Source organism: Pedobacter sp. BAL39 (genome assembly GCF_000170795.1).
GTDB lineage: Bacteria > Bacteroidota > Bacteroidia > Sphingobacteriales > Sphingobacteriaceae > Pedobacter.
Window position 1 is genome coordinate 1 of the sequence record NZ_ABCM01000026.1, and the last position, 21,003, is coordinate 21,003.

Genomic DNA, 21,003 nt, shown 5'->3' on the forward strand with positions numbered 1-21,003 from the left:
CGACAAAACGCAGTGGCCACTGGAATTATTATAAATATTACTACAAAGTCTACATTAACCTTATGATGGTAAAGTAGTATATATTGAAAACACCAAGCATGAATTTTTCAGCTCATGCTGAGTCTGCACATGAACTTATTGCTGGGCGACAAAATAGGCACCTTGATCACGGGACTCTCTGCACTCTGTTTTTTTATACTGCTGTTGAGCGGCCTTTACCTTTGGTTTCCAAGGAAGTGGACAAAAAAGGCGTTTAGAAGAGGCGTCGCACTCAAACGCGAGGTAGGCATGAAACGGCTGAATTATGACCTTCACAATGTACTCGGCTTCTACGCATTGATTCCGGCTTTGTTGATCGTCATCACAGGGCTTGTCTTTGCTTTCAGCTGGGCTGACCAGTCTGTACAGTTCCTGGCCAATGGTGCAAAGAGCGTCAAAAAGCGATCTATACCCAAGTCGACACCCAACGACACCTACCCTGCTCACCCTACAGACAGTGTGATCACTACTTTACTGCACTTGCATCCGCAGGCCGATGTTTTTTCCATCCGTTTCAGGGAGAAAGATACAGATCCGCTGGATGTTCAGGTACGTCAGGCAAAAAACAGGACGCATAACTTCGACTGGTATTACTTCGACCGTAACGATGGCCAACTGCTGATGAAATACGGGGATCGGGACATCAAGGGCGGAGAGCAATTCAGGAGCATGAACTACGACCTGCATACCGGTGCCTTTGCAGGGTTGCCTACCAAATTCCTTGCACTTCTGGCAGCATTGATCTGCGCATCCATGCCGATCACCGGATTTCTGATCTGGTATCACAGGCCAGTGCCTAAGAAAAAGAAGAAGTGAGGAATGAACGTCGCTTCTTTTAAGGATTGAGTTGATCCCCGGCCTTAATTACCGCTTGATTAGCCGCTTTAATTTTTTCCAGTTCCATCTTCTCCACTGCCCTATCGTAGGTCAGCAGGCCATTCACCTCATGCTCCACGTCAGTGGTCTGCGTGTAGATGGCCACACTCAGGCCTTTGTACCTCATCAGCTGCTCCACCTGATCCATTAAAAAGACATACCGGTCAGTTAACCGTGCTTTGGTTGGTTCATAATCGTAAGCATTATTCTCTACCGGCCACATGTGACCACGTACAAACAGACCTACCCCACCGAACTCACCCAAAGATGCTGCACGGTGTTCATCCGGCACTGAAGCACCATTTGGACCTACGTAGATGTGCGTGTCCACATAATCACCATTTCCAGGATCACCGTAGGCTTTTTGGTAAGGCGGATTGTTGTTGAACCCCGAATTGCCGTTTACTAGCCTTGAGGGGTCGTACTTCCTGGTCCAGTCTGTCATATTTTTCACATCAAAAGCACCCCAGTTTTCATTAAAGGGCACCCAGGTGATGATGGATGGCGAGTTATAATGCTGATCAATGAGCACCTTGTACTCATCTCTGAATTTCGTTCTTGTTTTGGTGGTATCTTCATCCTGGTACCATATTGCCGGCATATCCTGCCATACCAGCAGGCCCATTTTATCCGCCCAATAGTAAAATCGTTGCGGTTCAGTTTTCATGTGTTTCCTGATGAGGTTATATCCTGCATTTTTGGTAAACTGCATGTCATACTTCAATGCCTCTTCCGTTGGTGCCGTCAGTATGCCATCAGGCCAGTATCCCTGATCGAGCAACCCCAGCTGCATGATGAACTTTCCGTTGATCAAAGGTCTGTTGACGCCGTTCACTTTGCCCAGTTTGATATCACGCATACCGAAATAACTGTTTACCTTATCCATCACCTGACCACGCGCATCTTCGAGGCTGATGCTAAGGTCATACAAAAAAGGTGTGTCTGGCGACCAGAGTTTAGGATTGCTTATGGGCAGGTAAAAGTCGGTACCGCTAGCCGCATTGAGCTGGGCAACGACCTTTTTTCCGTCGAGCGCAACAGCGGCTACTTTTCCGGAACCTGTAGTATTTACCCGCAGCTTCAACCGGTTGTTGGCCAGGTCGGGTAGTATGCGAATATTTTCAATGTGTGTCTTATTCACCGGCTCCAGCCATACCGTTTGCCAGATACCCGAACAAAACGTATAATCACCCCTTGGCCCACTCTTGCCTGAAGGGACACGGCCATCATTTAAATCATAAGCCGCAACCACTAATGTGTTCTCGCCACTTTTCAGGTAGGGCGTAATGTCAAAACTGAAGGCATCATAACTACCCGCATGGCTGCCTGCCTTGCGTCCATTCACGAATAAAGTAGCATGATGTGCTACTGCCTCAAAGTGGATCAATACCTGTTTACCTTTCCAGCCGGCAGGAATGGTAACCTTACGTTGATACCACATATTGATCTCCTGCTTGCGCTGGATGCCGGACAAATAGGATTCCGGGCAGTATGGAACGAGGATACGTGCTGCTTTAGCATCAAAAGATATCGGTTTATCCGGATCAAGCGTACTCGCCACATTTTTTCCGCCCAGGTAACTCCACTTACCATTCAGGCAAAGCCAATCACCCCGCTCCAGCTGTGGCCTTGGATATTCAGGAAAAGGAACATCGGCCTGTTCCGCTGATTTTGTCCACTGGGTCGGTAATGCTGCCACCTGTGCAAGTAAAACTGAACTATTAAGGCTGAGGAAAATTAAAAACAGGACAACGTTGATCTGGTACTTATTCATATCTATCTGGTTTGCTGAGTAAAGCTAAGTTATTTTCGCCAAGGGTCAACCCTAAGAAACGTAATAATTACATTTAAACCTTTCAGTAGATCGATCCGTCAGGCTAAGCCTAAAAAATAAATATCTAACAATCAACCGCTTGCTATCGTCTCATCTTTTTTATTCCGTCAAGAGGGTAATCTCAGAGGTCTTTCGGGTATATAATAATAAACCAAGTATATAACACCTGCCAATGGATCCGTATGAGCACTTTCAAGTAGAAGATTTTATTAAAGATGAGCGCTTTGTGGATTGGGTTTTACAAACCGATTCTCCGCAGGATGATTTCTGGCAGCGCTGGATGGTCCATCATCCGCAGCAAGCTGAAAATGTTGCCCGTGCCCGTGCCATTCTCCAATCTATCCATATCAGACCGACAGCGCATCAACTTTTTGATGCCGATGTTGATGCCTTCATTGCTAAATTTAGCGAGCAAACGATCGTCAGGACAAAAAACAACAAACTCATTACCTGGCTTGGTGCTGCTGCTGCAATGACATTACTTACCCTGGGCATCTGGTATTGGCAAAAGCCAGGTATCCCGGTCGCAATTGAAGTTGTCGCCAAAGCACCTGTTGTACAGAAGATTGTCAATGATACCGAAAACACCCGCCTGATCCGTTTAAGTGACAAAAGCCTGGTGGTATTGAGACCCAAATCTTCACTTGTTTTTCCATCTGTCTTTGGAGCGGGCAACCGGGAGGTCCAGCTGAGCGGTGCTGCTTTTTTTGAGGTACATCGCGATACTGAACATCCCTTTGTCGTTAAGGCAGGTAATATCCTGACCAAGGTATTGGGAACAAGCTTTGATGTCATGATCAAGCCCGATGGCGAAAGCACTGTCTTAGTGAAAACCGGAAAGGTGCAGGTATTCAATATGCATATTGGCAATGTCTCCTCGATCCGTGATTCCGTGATATTATTGCCCAACCAGACTGCGGTTTTCACGAACAAAACAGCCCGGTTTACTAAAGCGACGATCAGCAGGCCAGCCATGCTGTCTCCCGAATCGGCGAATAAAATTTTCTTTTTTACAGATGCCCCACTTTCAGATATTGTGGCCAAGTTACAGCAGGCCTACGGTGTAAACATCAGTTATGATGAGCAGAAGTTCAGGGACTATACCGTCACAGCCTCCCTTTCAAACCTGCCGCTGGAAGAAAAAATAAGAGCAATCTGTAAAGCCATTGATGCGCATTATCAATTTGGAGAAAACCAGATCCGCATCTATTAAAACAACAAACCAAGTATAAACCAAATTAAAACATGAACGTATGAAGACAGAAACAAGCTAAGCCCACAGCGTATAAAAAAAGCCGGTAGTATTCCAGTACTACCGGCAATGTTTTGCCCCTTGTAAATGATTTGCTGCCATTTAACACATCCATTAAAGGAATTGTGATCGGGGGCGTTTTGAGTAACCAATCTTAAACCAGAAACCCAAACCAAAAGTATGAAATACAGAGCTATACTCGTAAAAATTATGACAATAACTTTTTTGCAGTTCATCATATCAGCGACACTCATTGGCACCTGTATGGCGAGCAGTGTGGACGCGCAGGAAGTGCTCAATAAAAAAGTCTCCGTAGATGAGCAATCCATTGCATTTGAATCGCTCATTAAAAAGATCGAAAAAACCTATGATGTCCATTTCGTCTACAGCCCTAGGCTGATAGATGCCAAAAGAAAAATCAATGTTTTCAGCCATAACCGGCCTCTATCAGAGTTGTTGGCACAACTCCTGGACCCCATCAACCTGGATTTTGAAGCATCCGATGACGTCATCATCATCTCCAGAAAGCCCTTGGATCCCAACTCTCTAAGATCGGAGAGCAGGGACATTTCCGTTACGGGAAAAATTGTAGAGGACAAAACGGGCCTGCCGCTACCTGGCGTATCCGTAAAAGTCAAAGGTACTACTACAACTGTGGTGACCGATGTCAACGGCATTTACACCGTTAACGTACCCAATACCCAATCCATTCTCGTTTTCAGTTATGTCGGTTTTCAATCGCAGGAAAAAGTAGTCGGTGATTCCAAAATCATCAATGTGATCTTAGAAGGAAAACAGGACAACCTGAACGAAGTGGTTGTAGTTGGCTACGGTACCCAGAAAAAAGCAGATGTCACCGGCTCGGTTGTGAGGGCCAACCTTGAAGACTTCAGGAACACTCCTACCACCAACGTCGCCAACCTGCTACAGGGAACAGTACCAGGGTTAAACGTTGGACAAGTGAACAGGGCGGGCTCCACTCCAGGCATCAGCATCCGCGGTACGAACACCCTTGCCGGCAACCAGAATGTGCTCATCATACTTGACGGCGTGCAATATACAGGATCGCTGACCTCTATCAACCCCGACGACATTGCCTCGATTGACATCCTGAAAGATGCGAGTGCAACAGCAGTATATGGTGCACAGGCGGCCAATGGTGTCATGCTAATCACCAGTAGAAAAGGTGCTGCAGGAAAAACGAGGATCTCCTTCTCTTCTCAGTACGCCACGCAGGCCCCCAATGTTGACATACGACCTAAGGGAAGAGACGAATATTTGGAGCGGATCAGGCGCCTCTTCTATGACCAGGCTTTCTTAGCCCCGGATTTCACTCAGCCGAACCCTGCCTTTGACCTGGTCAGCAAGGTAGACCCTTCAATGAAGGATGCACAGGGTAACCTGCTTCCCCATGATTTCAGCTGGTACGATGAAGCTTCGCAGAACGGATATGTATTCGACAACCAACTGAGCTTTAGTGGTGGTACCGACAAGATAAACTACCTGTTGTCAGGCAGTCTGACCAGAAACATCGGCTTTATCTCTAATGATACCTTCAAAAGAAAAACCATCAGGGCAAACATAGAATCCAAAGCAACAGACTGGTTGACAGTTGGTTTACAATCCTTCGGAACCTTTGTCAATGAAGATGGTGTGGAACCAAACCTGAACGACATCAGGATCATGTCGCCGCTGGTGCTGCCATGGGACGAAACCGGTAAACTCAAGATCAACCCCTACAATACCAATGTCGTCAACCCTTTCCTGAACTATGAGGCTGATGACTACGACCGGAATAACTACTTCTTTGCCAACATCTACGGAAATGTACAGCTGCCAGTGAAGGGTCTGAGTTATAAACTTAATTTCGGAAACAACTACCGTCAGACGCTCAAATACATTTCCAACCAGTACAACGCCAACCTTACCGGAGAGGCATCAAAAGAAAACACAAACTATTACGACTACACCCTGGACAATATCCTGACCTATAACAGGAAATTCGGCAAGCACAATTTTACCGGAACCTTGTTATACGGTGCCATTGAACGCCAGCAGGAATACACCCGCGCCTACTCCAATGGCTTTTCCAGGATCACTCTGGGTTACAATGGCCTGGATCAGGGCCTGAATCGTTTTGCTGTTTCCAATGGCTTCAAGGAAGCCCTGAATTATCAGATGGCACGTGTGAACTACGGATTTGACGAAGGTAAGTATCTGGTTACGGCAACCGTAAGGCGCGATGGCTTTTCTGGTTTCGCCGAAAACTATAAATCTGCCATTTTCCCCTCCTTATCAGTCGGATGGGACATCTCGAAAGAATCCTTCTTTAAAGTCGACTGGGTAGATTTTCTGAAATTGAAAGTAGGCTATGGAACAGTTGGTAACCAGACACAAAGGTACCAGTCGCTGGCAAGGGTTTCCACAAGTGCGGCTTATGTTTTTGGTGACGGTGGGGCCACCCAGTTTGGTCAACAGGTGGTTTCCCTTGCCAATCCTGATCTGAGGTGGGAACGCACCACAGGACTTAACTTTGGTATGGAATTCAATTTACTCAAAGCACGCCTTTCGGGTACATTTGATTACTATCAGAACAAAACGACAGACCTGTTGTACGCGGTAAAGATACCAACTGTGACTGGTTTCGACGAGATACAGTCGAACGTAGGACAATTGAATAACCGGGGCATTGAGCTTTCCCTGACTTCTAAAAACATCAGTAGCAGCACCTTCCAATGGTCATCAACCTTCAGCCTGTGGAGAAACGTGAACAAGGTAGTAAAACTGCTGGGGGACCGTGATGGCGATGGTGTAGAAGATGACCTTCCTCAGAGTCGTTTGTTCATCGGGCAGCCGAGCTCGGCCATATTCGACTACGAGGTAGATGGCATCTGGCAGGTTGGAGACCAGATTCCAGCAGGCTACTCTGCTGGTACGTACCGCATCATTGACCAGAATGGTGACGGGCTGATCAATGCTGATGACCGCAGGATTTTGGGTATAGGTGCACCTTCATTCCGCGCGAGCTTACTGAACAACTTCCAATATAAAAACTTTACCCTTTCCGTATTCCTGAATGCGATTCAGGGAGGCAAGAACAGCTACCTGTCCGGCAACACGCCAAGGATGATCAGGGATGACAACCAGATCCGCAACAACCACCTGAGTGGGATTGATTTCTGGTCGCCCGACAATCCGAATGGTAAATACCCAAGTTCAATTCTCTCTGCCACGCTCAACCCTTCTCTTTATCAGAACAGGAGCTTTATCAGGTTACAGGATGTTTCCCTGGCGTATAAGTTCAGCGGCAAATACATTGAACGCCTGAAACTGCAGAGCGTAAATCTGTTTGTGAGTGGCAGGAACCTGTTTACATGGACGGACTGGGAAGGATGGGATCCTGAAACCGATCAGGGCTTACTGATAGACGGAAGACCTGTACTCAGAGGGTATTCTGTGGGATTAAATGTTTCATTTTAAACAAGACAGCAATGAAAAAGATCAATATCATAATTTTCTGTTTAGCAACGATTTTATTCGCCTCGTGTAAAAAAAGCTTTTTAAATGAAGAGCCTCTTGATTTCCTGAGCACCACCAATGCCTACATTACCAATAAGGACTTCGAAGCATCCGTCAACAACCTCTATACCCGCATCAGGGCAGAGTTTTACACCAGTGGCGAGCAACGGCCTTTCGACTATGTCTTTGGTTGTGACATTGTGTTTGACGGACAGCCTTCAGCCACGAGACATACCAATATGACCGCCGCCTACTCTCCCCTGAGTACAGAGATTCCGCTGATCCACTGGACCAACCTTTACAAAATTGTCGCAGAAACGAACACCATTATTGACAGGATTCCCGGGTCAGAAATGACGGATGCTGAAAAAACGTTGATGGAAGCACGTGCTAAGTTCTTCAGGGGCATGGCTTACAGGACACTTACCTATCTTTATGGCGCAGTACCACTGAACCTCACTGAAGTAAAATCGCCTAAGACAGATTATGTGCGTGCGCCAAAGGCGGAAGTTCTGGCGCAGGTCATCAACGACCTTAAGTTCGCTGCCACCAACCTGCCTGCCATCAATGCCGTACAGGACGGGCAGATCAATAACCTCGCCGCCTACCACCTGCTGTCGGAAGTTTACCTTGCTGCCGGCCAGTTCCAGAATGCAGCAGATGCAGCTACCGCCGTCATCAGCAATGCGAATGTGGGCTTGATGAAAACCAGGTTTGGTGTCAAGTCTGTTGATGCAACGAAAAATGTCTACTGGGATTTATTCCAAAAGGGTAATCAGAACAGGAAAAATGGGACAAATCGAGAAGCACTGTGGGTCATCCAGTTTGAGACCGATGTTCCGGGTGGTGGAACAGTATCTACCGGTATCGGTGGCTCCTATCAGTACGAGCGTCATTTTGCACCACAGATCATCAATTTCAGGCTCCCAGGCAGCTCCATTCAACCTTTCCGTTATCCTGTGAGTGACTATTCCGGTGGCCGGGGTATTGGCTGGGCGATCCCGACAAAATACTTCTCTGACGTCATCTGGCAGAGCGATTTCAGCAATGACCTCCGAAATGCACCATTCAATTTTGTGAGAGAATTTACGGTTACCAATCCGGCACACCCAAGCTTCGGACAGGTTATTTCCACCACTAACCCTCCTGCCGGCATCACTGTACCAAGGAGGGATTTCTACCCTTTTCAGTCTAAGATCACCACTCCCGGTGACCATCCGGACGGCATGTTTGAAAACAAAGCTACACTGCTGCTAAAGGCGAGTGCGGGAGGCACTTATGCCGACCAGTACATGTTCAGGCTTGCAGAAACTTACTTACTGAGAGCAGAAGCTTACCTCGGATTGGCTGACCCCGGCAAGGCTGCAGAGGACATCAACGAGGTGCGCCGCCGGGCAAATGCCTCGGATGTATTGCCGGCTAATGTAAATATTGATTACATTCTTGATGAACGCATGCGCGAGCTGGGCTCCGAGGAAAAGCGAAGGATCACCCTGATGCGTTTAGGCCTGGTATACGACCGCGTTAAAAAATGCAACCCTTATTATACTGATGTACTTCCGACTTACAACCTATGGCCAATCCCGGCTACCGAAATTGAGCGTAACAATGGTGCTAAACTGGATCAAAACCTCGGTTACTAACAGCCGGGGTCAACCATAACAAAAGCAAAAGTAGCACTTGATCTTCGGGCAAGTGCTACTTTTGCTGGCTAATCATTAAAATTTAAACAATTATCCTAACTTAGACGCCCATAATAGCTCAAAATGAAGAAACTCCTTATCCTCGCCTTAGGCATCGCGATCAGCTGGATGGCCGCCTGCACTGTTAAGAGAATGAATAGCACCACTGATCCTTCAGGATCAAAAGACAAGATAAGCTTGCTGAACCCGGCCTTGCCGGGCGACAACCCTGATCCTTCCATTATCCGTGTTGGCGATACTTACTATGCCACCTCGACCACAAATGAATGGGCGCCATGTTTTACGATTTACAAATCTACAGATCTGAAAACCTGGAAACTGATCAACCATGTTTTTCCAAAAGGTGCTGAAGATATGAAGGGGCAATGGGGCGAGAACATGTTCTGGGCATCCGAGTTATCGTACGATGCCGACCAGCATAAAATCTATGCTTACTACACGGCGCACAACAAATCAGTGACGGGCAATCCAGGATTACAATGTGGCATCGCTTCTATTGATGCTGATCAGATTGAAACAGGTAAGTTTACGGACAACGGGCCGGTAATTATAGAAGACGACTGCGGCGCTATTGATGCTTTTGAGATGAAGGACAACGGCCGGATCTACGCATTCTGGAAGAATGACGGTAACGGATGCGGTAAGGAAACCTGGATTTGGATGCAGGAGATTAATGCCAGCCGCACCAAATTGCTGGGCGAGAAAAAGAAACTTTTCACCACCAGTCAGCCCTGGGAAGATGCCCTGGTGGAAGGCGCTTGCTTCTTCAAAAAAGGGGATTATTATTATAGTCTGTATGCAGTTGGCGGATGTTGTGATGCGCAATGCAATTACAAAACCGGCATTGCCAGAACCAAAGACCTTGCCTCCGGAGTATGGGAGAAGTACGAGAAAAACCCGATCATGGTGAGTAACGAAAACTGGAAATGCCCAGGCCATGGCACTGTAGTAGAATCAAAAGATGGTAGGCTGTACATGTTGTATCACGCTTTTAACAAGAAATATGACGTATTTGTAGGCAGAGAGGGTGTGATTGAAGAACTGGTGATGAATGAGGAAGGCTGGCCACTGTTGCACAACGCTACGGTAGCGAACAGGCCATTAAAAGACGTAAACTTCAATGACGACTTTACTGCAGATAAAAAATTGAACCTGGCCTGGCAATGGCCATCAAAGCTGACCCAGCCAAAGCATCATTTTGACAAGAGCTTATATTTACAGGCTTCACAGGACAACCACGAGTTAGGTACTTTCCTGGGGCAGTACATGAAATCGACCTCATTCTCCATAGAGAGCGAAATCCAGGTTACGGATTCCAAAACAGGAATCGCGTTGGGTGGAGCGATTGCCGGTAGCAAGTGGCCTGGTGAACTGGGTGGTATTGGCATTTCAGCAGCAAAGGGTGGATTTACGGTATTCAATAATCTGGATAAATCCTATGTCACTGTTAAGGTTTCAGATACACCGCTTAGCGGGAAAGTGAAATTGGGCATGAAATGCACAAATAACCTGTCCCAGATATCCTTCCTTTACAACACAGGCAGCGGTTGGGTGAAATTTCATGATATGGACTTTAACCCTGCGAAATATGCCCCCTGGGGTATGGGCTACCGTATTGGAATATTTGTGAAAGGAGAAAGCGGCAGTCAGGGTCAGTTCCTGTCGTTCAAAACTGACAATGTAAGCGAAGGTGCTTTTAAATAATATTCTACGGTCTGACAACTCAGTTTATCAATTAACACCGATAAATATTATTTTCATCCAGTAAGCGATTTTCATTTTAGGACACCGCAATATTCCCTGTGTAATTTATGATCATTGATCTTGAATAAGTAACCAGAAAATGCTAGGTTTATGATTATGCAGCCTTGATTGGAAAGTCTGATTGTGCTGTGGTTTAATAGTTGTAATTAATAGCTGAATTTTGTTAGGACAGGGTGAAAGTCGTCAGATACGGGATGCTTATACAGAGGTGATCAACAGGTACTCCAAAAACCTGTTTGATTTTGGCATCAGGTTTTGTCAGGATGACGACGTGGTAAAAGATGCGATTCAACAGCTATTTTTGGACTTGTGGAACAAAGGTTTTGATCTCGGTCAGCGTGACACGCTGAAGGCTTACCTTTTTAAGGCGATCAGAAACCGCGTGCTCAGGGAACAGGCGAAATGGAATAAAAATCAGCCACTGAACGATGAGCACGACTTTATGCTGGAATTTGACATTGAGCATCAGATGATTGCGGAGGCTACAGACCTCCTACTTGCAGAAAAGGTGAAATGCCTGTTAAACACCCTTCCGTCAAGGCAACGTGAAATTATCTATCTAAGGTTTTACGAAGACCTCGACATCGTGCAGATCTCCGACGTGATGAGCATCAACCGTCAGTCTGCACATAACCTCCTACAGAAAGCCTACCAGAAGATCAGGGGCGACTGGCAGCTGGTGATGTTTATTTTCGGAGTTCTTCAGGCCCGGCAGTTGATGAGTTAGTAGTTGTTATAGGTGGCGTGATGGTCTACTCCAATACATCTGCAGTTCCTCTTGAGGCAATCAATTGAAAGCGGATCGAAATTGTAGCGGAGAACTATTGGTTTTGATTTTGAAAAATCTGCTGAAAGACTGCGGATGTTCAAACCCCAGTTTGTAAGCCACTTCGCTGATCGTCAAATTGGTAGTGGACAACAACTCCTTTGATCTTTCAATAAGACTTTGGTGGATATGCTGTTGTGCATTCAATCCGGTAAGTGAGCGCAACATGTCACTTAAATAGTTGGAAGTGTAATTTAACTGTTCCGCCAGATACTGCACAGTCGGTATTCCCTGCACTACAGGTTTTTCCTCTTCGAAATAGGCATTAAGCAATTCTTCCAATCGCGGAAGCAGATCCGTATTCACCTGCCTGGTCAGGAACTGTCGTTTGTAAAAGCGCCTGGCATAACTCAATAACAGCTCTATTTGCGCAATGACTACTTCATGGCTAAAGTCGTCTATGCGGCTATTCAGTTCATCACCGATAATCTGATAGATGCCCGATACCGTTGTTCTTTCCAGTTCAGATAAATGCAAGGCTTCATTATTCGCATAAGAGAAAAAGCCATATTGCTTGATTTTCCTGGCCAGCGGGTATCCTTGCAGGAAATCCGGATGAATGATCAGCGAATAACCTTCATTGCCTTTATAATTTTCGGTATTTCCGACGATCTGATGGGGTGCTGTAAACAACATGCTTCCCTCGTCGAAATCGTAATACCCCTGGCCATACCTGAACTTCCCCCCCAGCCTGGTGGTGAAAGATATTTTGTAGAAACCGGGCATATAGCTGGACGGAAGACGCCCCAGATCGATTTGTCCATTGGTCGCATCCATTAAACTGATCAATGGGTGAACGGGCCCGGGAAGCCCCATCATTCGATGTACCTCCGATATAGATTCAAATTTTATGACTTTAGGCATCTCAGATTTCATATATAAATATAGGGATTATGACCGCAGACAATTTAAGCTTACGGTCATAATCAAGATGAGCATTACTTCATGAAGGTTGGTTACCAAGGCAATGAACCATCAGGTCCTGTAAAAGTGGCGGTTGGTCCATCTGTTTCCAGGGCCACACGTACTGGCTCAAGCGATCCGAATTCAACGGTATCAGTACCCTGAAAGTTATTCAATGCTGTGGCAGTGAAACCTGGACTGACGGCATTAACTTTGATGTTTTCCTTTTCCAGTTCTATAGCAAAGGCCATTGTTACGGCATTAAGGGCAGTTTTAGAAGCCGCATATACAACACCGAAATGTTCCCTTGCCCAGCATGCAGGATCTGCGATCCAGGTTAAAGAGCCCAGTCCGCTGGAGACGTTCACGATACGTGCTGCTGCCGATTTACGCAGCAATGGCAACGCAGCTTGCGTCATGGCAATCACTCCAAACACATTAGTTTCCCAAACTGTACGAACTTCGTCAAGTGACGCCTTAGTTGCCTTTCCTGCTTCGGTCGCATCTTCCAATGTGCGGCCCGGCTGACCTGCATGAGCTATCGCTGCATTGTTTACCAGCAAGTCCAGGCGACCGGATTCTCGTTCAATACGTGTTACTACAGCATTGATCGTTGACGACTGGGTAACATCCAACTGGATGGCCTTGGTATCGCCTCCAATCTCAGCAGCTGCTTTCTCACCGTTGCTCAGGTTACGTGACCCCACATAAACGGTATAACCATTTTCTGCAAGCGCTTTGGCAATCTGAAAACCTACGCCCTGGTTGGCACCGGTTACCAATGCAATAAGTTGATTTTTTGTTGATGATGATGCGGTCTGATTTTCCATAAAAATATTAATTAGCTAGGATACAAAAGTCAGTATTCAGCATCAGGCAGAGTTAACCAAATCAAGGGCATCACTAACCAAAATGAAAAAACTCTCCCATCAGATTTATCAAATGAAATTTGGCAGTGATACTTGCACTTTGTATTTTGAGATACATGGCTTTAAATAAGAGAACAGTCGACTTCCCACATTTACTAAAAAAAGTAGAGGCGATCAGGTTGAAAAAAGAGGAATACGTTTATCACAGCTATTTAGGTGCATCAGGTGGAGAAATCTGCGCCATTTGTGACCTTCCACTTCATCCATACAGCACCTATGTCAATGGTAAAGCGCGCATATGCACAATTTGCTTCAACAATTACATTAGCGCTGACGATTATATGGATCACCTGAACGCTTATGAAATTAAGGTTTTGCATACCAATAAACTTGTGGATATGCTTTCTGTATCACTAAAGAACGATCAAAATCATATTGAGCTGGATCTGGTCAGCAGCCTGTTTCAAGGCCTTTCACTCTTAGAAATAGAACAACTGATTGGCAATCCGAAAAGCTTTGGCAGCTTTGATCACGGAGTTGAAGCAGGCTGCTGGAAATTAGGACATGTTGTAGTTGAGCTATGGTTCAAAAATCAAATCTTTACCGATGTGGTGCGAATCTGATTTCGTAGCCTTCGCGTGTGATCCCATCCATGTCTATTGATAAATCCGGCGAAAAGTCAGCGGGGACATATCCGTTTTCTTTTTAAACAGCGTACTGAACGATTGAGCATACTCAAACCCCAGTGCATAGGCAATTTCACTTACGGTAAGGTTTGTAGTGGAGAGCTTTTCCTTTGCCCGCTCAATTAATTTTTCATGAATGTGCTGTTGAGTATTCTGCCCAGTATGCACCCGTAACAAATCGCTCAGGTAATTGGGTGAAAGGTTCATTTTCTCGGCGATGTATTGTACGGTGAGCAGACCTTCCTGCAGGGCATGGCCGCCATTAAAATATTCGCTGACCACCTGCTCAAATTTTGCCAGGAGCTCATGGTTGCTATTTTTCCGGGTGATGAACTGCCGCTCATAAAACCGGTCGGAGTAGTTGAGCAGCAGTTCAATTTGCGACAGGATGATCGTCTGGGTATGCTTATCAATATGTGCACATTCTTTGTCAATCTTCTTCAGTATCGTAATCAGGTCGGCTTCTTCCTCATCTGAAAGGTGCAGCGCCTCATTTACCGCATAAGAGAAAAAACCATAGTTATTAATGCCATTTGCGAGAGGATGTTTCAATATAAAGTCAGGATGAAAAATAAGCAGATAGCCTGATCCACATTCCATATTGTATACATCTAAAGCTTGTACCTGATTGGGTGCAGTAAAGCTCAACACACCTTTATCGTAATCATACTCCTGCTGTCCGTATCTGATTTTTCCCGTTGCATCTCTCTTCAATGCGATGCAGTAAAACATGTTCACGAAACCTTTCCAGATATCATCAAGCAGAAACACTGATTCTGAAAGGTTGATGACACTCACCAGCGGATGCCGGGGAGAGGGCAAGGACAACAGACGGTGGAACTCAGCAACAGACCTGATCGCATTCATAATCGTAAATTTAAGGATTAATCAATCAAGCCCATACTAAATTCATCATAAGGTTTACCCGTATCCGTGCCAAGCGGCACAATGCTGTCAAGCTTTGTAAGCTCTGCATTGCTTAAATTCACATCGACAGCTGCCATGTTCTGTTCCAGGTATTTCCTCCTTTTGGTGCCCGGAATAGGAAATATCCCTTTGCTGATGATCCAGGCCAATGCCAGCTGCGAGGAGCTGATATTTTTTTCTTCAGCCATGTTTTCTATTGCCTTCACGAGCTCAATGTTTTTATAAAAATGAGCTTCCTGAAAACGTGGGATGGCCCTGCGGAAATCATCTTCAGGCAAATCATCAATACTGCGGATCTGACCGGATAAAAACCCACGACCTAGTGGAGAATAGGCTACGAAACCTATACCAAGTTCTTTCAAAGTCGCCAGTATCCCTCTTTCTTCTACAGTCCGCTCAAACAACGAGTATTCACTTTGCACAGCAGTAATCGGGTGAACAGCATTTGCTCTGCTGACCGTCTCTGAAGAAACTTCCGACAGTCCAATGTACCCTATCTTTCCTTCTTTCACCAGATCGCTCATCGCTTCAACAGTTTCCTCAATTGGGGTGTTTTTATCCAGCCGGTGCATGTAATACAAATCAATGTGGTCAGTGTTTAAGTTTTTCAACGAGCGCTCTACTGATTTTTTCACATATTCTTTTTTGCCGTTGATGGCCCAGGTGACGTTGTCATTGTCGTCAATTTCCCAACCAAACTTACTGGCAATAATATATTTATCCCTGTTGCCCTGAATGGCTTTTGCAATCAGCTGTTCATTTTTAAATGGTCCATACAAATCTGCGGTGTCTAAAAAGTTACCTCCCAATTCCAGAGACCTGTGAATAGTAGCAATGGCTTCGCCCTCATCTGCGCTGCCGTACATATGTCCGTCCTGAAAGCCTGTCATTCCCATACAGCCCAGACCTATAGCAGGAACCACCAGTCCCTGACTTCCCAAATTAATTTTCTTAGTTTCCATATTGTTTATTTTGATGGTTCAAAGCTCGATGATCCTGAGATGAGCACTGTATTCAAACCCCTGAACATTGTATGGAAAACCCTGATCCTAGATCATTAGATCACTACCCTGAAGGTAAGGTTCACCCTTGCCCTCATGGACTTTGTCGACTTCGCCACACGATGCTCCCAATGTTGCTGAAGGTCACCCTTCATGATCATCAAGGCGCCGCTCTCCAGCCGGATTGAATACTTGTCCGAATGGTCTGACTTTCTGCGGATGTCGAAACATCTGACCTGACCGAAGCTCACTGAGGCAATTAGCGGATGTGTACCCAATGCTTTTTCATTATCACTGTGCCAGGCTACGGAGTCGTTACCATCCCGGTAGTAATTTAACAATACGGAATTAAACCTGAGTCCTGCAATTGCCTGCACTTTCTCCCGGATCATCAACAGTTCTGGTGTCCAAATATTCGGTGCAGCTCTGCGCAGGGAGGTGTAATCATAAGTTTCCTCATCCGCATACCAGGAGGTTAACCTGGGTGTAACCACTTCCTTATCGTACATTTTGACAATTTTCTGCTGCCAAGGACAGTCGGCAATGAATTTCCTCAAGAGCATATCACTTTCTTTATCATCGAACACGCCAGGATGATACTCCAGCAAAGATTTCGGCAAGCCAGGACTTTGGCCCCTGTCAGCAAAAAAACTCAATTGTTCCATTCTTTATAAATCAATTAAACATTTATACTAAAATAAAGACAGCCAGCTGCCCCGGCTCCAAATCTAAAACTAAATAAAATAGTATTACATAAATACAAAAAATACTTCATCTAAATATTTTAGCATTTCAGTTTTTAATTTACATTTGCCTAGAGTGTATTTTATTCTTTAATTTTACAAGTATGTACAGAAGTATTGAAGATTTCATTGCCGATTGGGAAGCCGAGTCAGAAGGAACAATTAAGATTTTTACAGCATTAACTGATGAGTTGCTGGCAAATACCATCCATGAGCATGTCCGGCCGCTGGGTCGCCTGGCCTGGCATCTGACCCAAACCATTACCGAAATGGGAAAAAGGGCCGGCTTATTTGCTGATGATGAACTGGAAGATAAAGCGATCCCCCAACACTCAACAGACATTTTGGAATCCTACAAACAATATAGCGTATTACTTTCACGGGCAGTACGCCTGAAATGGACAGACTCAAGTCTTGCTGATCAGGTGGACATGTATGGAGAACAATGGGAAAAAGGGAAAGTACTTAGGGTGCTGGTTAGCCATCAGACTCATCATAGGGGGCAAATGACTGTCATCATGCGCATTTTAGGATTACCTGTCCCTGGACTGTATGGTCCTTCAAAAGAAGAATGGGCAGAATTCGGGATGACGGCACCTGAATAAGCCTTAATAATAATATTCCTTAAATCACTATATCCATTGTAATTATCCTATCTTTATAAAGAACCAACCTCTATTTCAAGGGGTTGGACTAAGGCACTGGTCATGTATAAACAAGATATCCGGATGGTACAGCAGTTACGTACTGATACTGAAGGCACGAGTGCGTACAGTGCAAAAAACCTGAACACACTACAGTGCGTCATCAAGACGTACGGGCAAATGCTCGTTAGGTTATCCTTAAAAAGGCCAATCTTGTTTGAGAACCTATATAATGTTGGGTTAAAAGAAATTTTCGATCATTATACCCTTCTAAAAAAGGCGAAGACTGCGACCAAACGGGCACTTTGTTACGAAGATTTTCTCGGTTACCTGCGCGCATCGTTAGAAGACTGCAACATCATCATGACGGATTATAAGCCTTTAAAAAGCAAAAAGAAAGCGCTAAACCCAGAGATTTAGACGACTGGCGGATGTTGGTAGAAACGTTCATCGGAAACGAAATGCACCTGCCATCAGGCCCTTGGCCTAAAACTTGCTTAAAGGAGCGGGAATGAGAATCTGTAAAAATTTAAAATGGTATCTGGCATTCCTGATACTGACGGGTTTTTCCTGGAATGTTAACGCTCAGAATGCAGTTGAAGCTGCAGCTGCCGACTACAACAAACATGTCAGGGGCAGCAATGAACAGCTATTACTGGCAGGTAAATACGCACATGCGCTTTTCTTTAATGGCCAGCAAAAGGAAGCCATGGCGCTGCTTCAGCAAAACATCAGCAGGGCAAGTAAGAAAGCTGACGGAAAATATGGGGCCCAATTATGTGGGATTGCTGCCATGAACAGCAAAGTACTTGATGACACATCAGCGGCTTCCAGCTATCTTAAACAGGCAAAAACATTTGCAGAAAAAACAAAAGAACTGAGTATCAAAGGATATGTCATGTATTGCGAAGGTTGGATGTACGCCAGGAACAATCAGGAACATCAGGCGATCCAGAGCTTCCAGCAGGCGTTAAAGTTTTTTGACAAATCACCTCAGACCGAAACCGTCATCTCCAGAAAGACTGCCATTTATAAGGAACTCTCCTCTATATATTCGAACTGGAAAGCTTATGATTTGCAGGAAAAGTACGCGTTGCTGATGCTTGAAATCGCCAGATCAAGAAACAAACCAATGGATATTTTTGATGCCTACATGTCAATGGGTTATAATTACCAGGAACAATACATCAACCATCCGGAGCAGGAAAAATTGCGTAACCTTGCAGAAAGGTACTACCTTCAGGCAATCCACTCCTATCAAAAAAACAAAGACAAAATGGCCGTACCGTCCGATTTGTCGTTCGCTGCGATCAACCTGGCAAACCTTTATCTGCAGTTTTACCCGGGAGCCTACAAGGCAAAATCATTGGAATACGCGCAACTGGGACTGGAAATTGGCGAGCAGGTAGAGCAATATGCACAGGTGGCTTCCGCGTATGGCATCATGGCAGAATACAGTGCCAAAGCAGGCGATCAGGCCACAGCGAAAAAATATCTGCTGGCCTCATTGGCGGCACTGATGAAAGATGCTGTTGCCGAAAATACCGTTGCACTTAGCCTGTACTTAAAACTTGCTGAGGTATACGAAGCAGAAGGACAATTCAACGAGGCTTATCATTATTACAAGCAATATGTAAAAGTCTATGAAGAGGTTTACAATGCGAATAAAATGGAACAGGGCCGTCGACTGGAAGCTCAGTTTGAAAAAGAAAGACAGCAGCAACAGCTGATACGCCTGCGACTGGAAGCTGAAAAAAGACAGCAGCAGATCTCCCTCATGCATGCCCTTAGCGAAACGCAACAGCAGGAACTGAAAAACCTGAAGCTGAGTAAAGAAAATCAGCGTCAGCAGATGGAGGTCATCCAGCTGGAAGCAGACAACAGAGGGCAGGAACTCAAACTCTCACGCGTTGAGATCCAACAACGTGCCGCACAGCTCGAAGCTTCCCAGAAAGAACTCGCCTACAAATCGAGGATGAATATCGTCTACGTGCTGCTGATCGTCACTTTGATCATTACTGCATGCCTGATATACTACGCATACCGTCAGCATATGAAAACTTTAAAGCAGAAGGAAAGCCTACAGGTATTGAGCTCCATGCTGCAGGGGCAGGAAGCAGAGCGCGCCCGCCTGGCACGTGACCTTCATGACGGGCTCGGAGGTATATTGTCGGGAACAAAAATCACCTTATCTGCTTTGTCTATGAATGACCAGAAAGGTAGTATCAATGACCGGAGCGGTAACCTCAAAGGTGCATTGGACAAATCATTGGATCAGCTGGACGTAGCCGTCGTAGAGTTGCGCCGTATCGCCCATAACCTCATGCCGGAACTGCTGGACAAATATGGGCTCAAGGAAGCCCTTAAGGAATACGCACTGCGGATGAGCAACGACGGAATTGAGGTATCCGCTCATTTTGTAAATTATGAAGATAGCCTGGAAAAAGAAAAACAGATAGTCGTTTACCGGATCGTCCAGGAGCTGGTCAACAATGCCGTGAAACATGCCGATGCGACACAGATTATGGTACAGTTGTCTGAATATAACAACCGCATCCTGATCACCGTAGAGGATGATGGCAAAGGCTTCGATCCAAGGCTGGCAGACGGAAGAAAATCAGCGGGAATCCACAACGTACAATCACGTCTTGAGTTCCTGAATGGCAACATGCAGATTGATTCCCGTCCCGGCACCGGTACCACCATAGAAATAGAGTTTCCAATCAACAACGAAGAACATGATGGTTAATATTGTGATTACCGATGATCACCCGATGATGCTGGAAGGTTTAAAAAACATCCTTACAGCAGAAACTGATTTTAAGGTCCTGGATTGCTTTACAGACGGTAAATCCACGCTCGCCAACATTAAAATCAGTCAGCCCGACATCTTATTGCTCGACATCAATCTTCCTGATTGCAATAGCATAGAACTCGTTTCTCTGCTAAAAAAACAATGTCCGGGCATGAAGATCCTCGCAATCAGTGTTCATAATGAATATGCAGTAATCAACAGCATGATCAGCGAGGGTGCCGATGGATACATTCAAAAGAATGCCTCGGGACTGGAGATCATAGAAGGCATCCGGACCGTACTTCAGGGAAAGCTCTTTCTGTGTTCGCAAACACGGCTGAAGATGAGCAAAGACCTGAAGGAGGAAGTGCTGCAGAACGTCCCTAAACTCACCCGACGGGAAAAGGAAATCCTTCATGAAGCAGCAAGGGGCCTCACCACAGCACAGATGGCAGAAACACTCTTTATCAGTCCCCATACCGTTGAAAGCCACAGAAAAAACCTCATAGAAAAATTTGGCGTCAAGAGCATTGCCTCAGTCATCAAACTGGCGCTGGAATACGGCATCATCCGCGAATAGGCCATTATAAAACCACTGGATTCAGGGATTTACCGGCAATACC

Annotated in this window: 17 protein-coding genes; 11 read left to right on the top strand and 6 right to left on the bottom strand. The window is 45.6% G+C overall.

Annotated elements, in window-relative coordinates; genetic code table 11:
- The first annotated feature begins 114 nt into the window (after nt 1–114).
- Nucleotides 115–855 carry a PepSY domain-containing protein gene (locus PBAL39_RS22475; protein ID WP_008245983.1) on the top strand — a complete coding sequence of 247 codons (741 nt, stop codon included), beginning with the start codon at nt 115–117 and terminating at the stop codon, nt 853–855.
- 19 nt (nt 856–874) lie between these two features.
- On the opposite strand, the gene PBAL39_RS22480 is transcribed toward PBAL39_RS22475, so the two are convergent.
- Nucleotides 875–2,689, bottom strand: a complete 1,815-nt coding sequence (locus PBAL39_RS22480; protein ID WP_008245984.1) for a glycoside hydrolase family 2 protein — start codon at nt 2,687–2,689, stop codon at nt 875–877.
- A gap of 232 nt (nt 2,690–2,921) precedes the next feature.
- On the opposite strand from PBAL39_RS22480, the gene PBAL39_RS22485 reads away from it, so the two are divergent.
- From PBAL39_RS22485 to PBAL39_RS22510, 5 genes are all read left to right on the top strand, one after another.
- Nucleotides 2,922–3,962 carry a FecR family protein gene (locus PBAL39_RS22485; protein WP_008245985.1) on the top strand — a complete coding sequence of 347 codons (1,041 nt, stop codon included), beginning with the start codon at nt 2,922–2,924 and terminating at the stop codon, nt 3,960–3,962.
- A 249-nt stretch (nt 3,963–4,211) separates the two neighbouring features.
- Nucleotides 4,212–7,481 carry a SusC/RagA family TonB-linked outer membrane protein gene (locus PBAL39_RS22495; protein WP_198139867.1) on the top strand — a complete coding sequence of 1,090 codons (3,270 nt, stop codon included), beginning with the start codon at nt 4,212–4,214 and terminating at the stop codon, nt 7,479–7,481.
- A gap of 11 nt (nt 7,482–7,492) precedes the next feature.
- Nucleotides 7,493–9,163 carry a RagB/SusD family nutrient uptake outer membrane protein gene (locus PBAL39_RS22500; protein WP_008245988.1) on the top strand — a complete coding sequence of 557 codons (1,671 nt, stop codon included), beginning with the start codon at nt 7,493–7,495 and terminating at the stop codon, nt 9,161–9,163.
- A gap of 123 nt (nt 9,164–9,286) precedes the next feature.
- On the top strand, nt 9,287–10,927 hold the full coding sequence (locus tag PBAL39_RS22505) for a glycoside hydrolase family 43 protein (RefSeq protein ID WP_008245989.1): 1,641 nt from the start codon (nt 9,287–9,289) through the stop codon (nt 10,925–10,927).
- Nucleotides 10,928–11,147: 220 nt separating this feature from the next.
- Nucleotides 11,148–11,714: an RNA polymerase sigma factor gene (locus PBAL39_RS22510; RefSeq protein ID WP_008245990.1), complete on the top strand. Its 567-nt coding sequence runs from the start codon at nt 11,148–11,150 to the stop codon at nt 11,712–11,714.
- A gap of 60 nt (nt 11,715–11,774) precedes the next feature.
- Here PBAL39_RS22510 and PBAL39_RS22515 read toward each other — a convergent pair whose 3' ends face one another.
- Nucleotides 11,775–12,677: an AraC family transcriptional regulator gene (locus PBAL39_RS22515; RefSeq protein WP_232283000.1), complete on the bottom strand. Its 903-nt coding sequence runs from the start codon at nt 12,675–12,677 to the stop codon at nt 11,775–11,777.
- A gap of 92 nt (nt 12,678–12,769) precedes the next feature.
- A complete protein-coding gene (locus PBAL39_RS22520; RefSeq protein WP_008245992.1) occupies nt 12,770–13,546 on the bottom strand; it encodes an SDR family NAD(P)-dependent oxidoreductase in 777 nt (258 codons plus the stop codon).
- A 155-nt stretch (nt 13,547–13,701) separates the two neighbouring features.
- Here PBAL39_RS22520 and PBAL39_RS22525 point away from each other — a divergent pair, with 155 nt between their 5' ends.
- Nucleotides 13,702–14,208, top strand: a complete 507-nt coding sequence (locus PBAL39_RS22525) for a hypothetical protein (protein ID WP_008245996.1) — start codon at nt 13,702–13,704, stop codon at nt 14,206–14,208.
- 33 nt (nt 14,209–14,241) lie between these two features.
- Here the strand turns inward: PBAL39_RS22525 and PBAL39_RS22530 are convergent, their stop codons facing one another.
- The 3 genes from PBAL39_RS22530 to PBAL39_RS22540 form a co-directional block, all read right to left on the bottom strand.
- Nucleotides 14,242–15,138 carry an AraC family transcriptional regulator gene (locus PBAL39_RS22530; RefSeq protein WP_008245997.1) on the bottom strand — a complete coding sequence of 299 codons (897 nt, stop codon included), beginning with the start codon at nt 15,136–15,138 and terminating at the stop codon, nt 14,242–14,244.
- A gap of 17 nt (nt 15,139–15,155) precedes the next feature.
- On the bottom strand, nt 15,156–16,160 hold the full coding sequence (locus PBAL39_RS22535; RefSeq protein WP_039867494.1) for an aldo/keto reductase: 1,005 nt from the start codon (nt 16,158–16,160) through the stop codon (nt 15,156–15,158).
- Nucleotides 16,161–16,255: 95 nt separating this feature from the next.
- The gene (locus PBAL39_RS22540; protein WP_008246005.1) at nt 16,256–16,864 is read right to left on the bottom strand and encodes an alpha-ketoglutarate-dependent dioxygenase AlkB; all 609 of its coding nucleotides are present in this window, start codon (nt 16,862–16,864) and stop codon (nt 16,256–16,258) included.
- A gap of 182 nt (nt 16,865–17,046) precedes the next feature.
- Here PBAL39_RS22540 and PBAL39_RS22545 point away from each other — a divergent pair, with 182 nt between their 5' ends.
- From PBAL39_RS22545 to PBAL39_RS22560, 4 genes are all read left to right on the top strand, one after another.
- The gene (locus tag PBAL39_RS22545; RefSeq protein ID WP_008246006.1) at nt 17,047–17,547 is read left to right on the top strand and encodes a DinB family protein; all 501 of its coding nucleotides are present in this window, start codon (nt 17,047–17,049) and stop codon (nt 17,545–17,547) included.
- A 102-nt stretch (nt 17,548–17,649) separates the two neighbouring features.
- Nucleotides 17,650–18,006 carry a hypothetical protein gene (locus tag PBAL39_RS22550; protein ID WP_008246008.1) on the top strand — a complete coding sequence of 119 codons (357 nt, stop codon included), beginning with the start codon at nt 17,650–17,652 and terminating at the stop codon, nt 18,004–18,006.
- A 91-nt stretch (nt 18,007–18,097) separates the two neighbouring features.
- A complete protein-coding gene (locus tag PBAL39_RS22555; RefSeq protein WP_008246010.1) occupies nt 18,098–20,335 on the top strand; it encodes a sensor histidine kinase in 2,238 nt (745 codons plus the stop codon).
- Entirely contained in the window at nt 20,325–20,960 is a 636-nt protein-coding gene (locus PBAL39_RS22560; protein ID WP_008246011.1) for a response regulator transcription factor, read from the top strand. Before PBAL39_RS22555 ends, PBAL39_RS22560 begins: the two co-directional genes overlap by 11 nt.
- Nucleotides 20,961–21,003 lie beyond the last annotated feature (43 nt).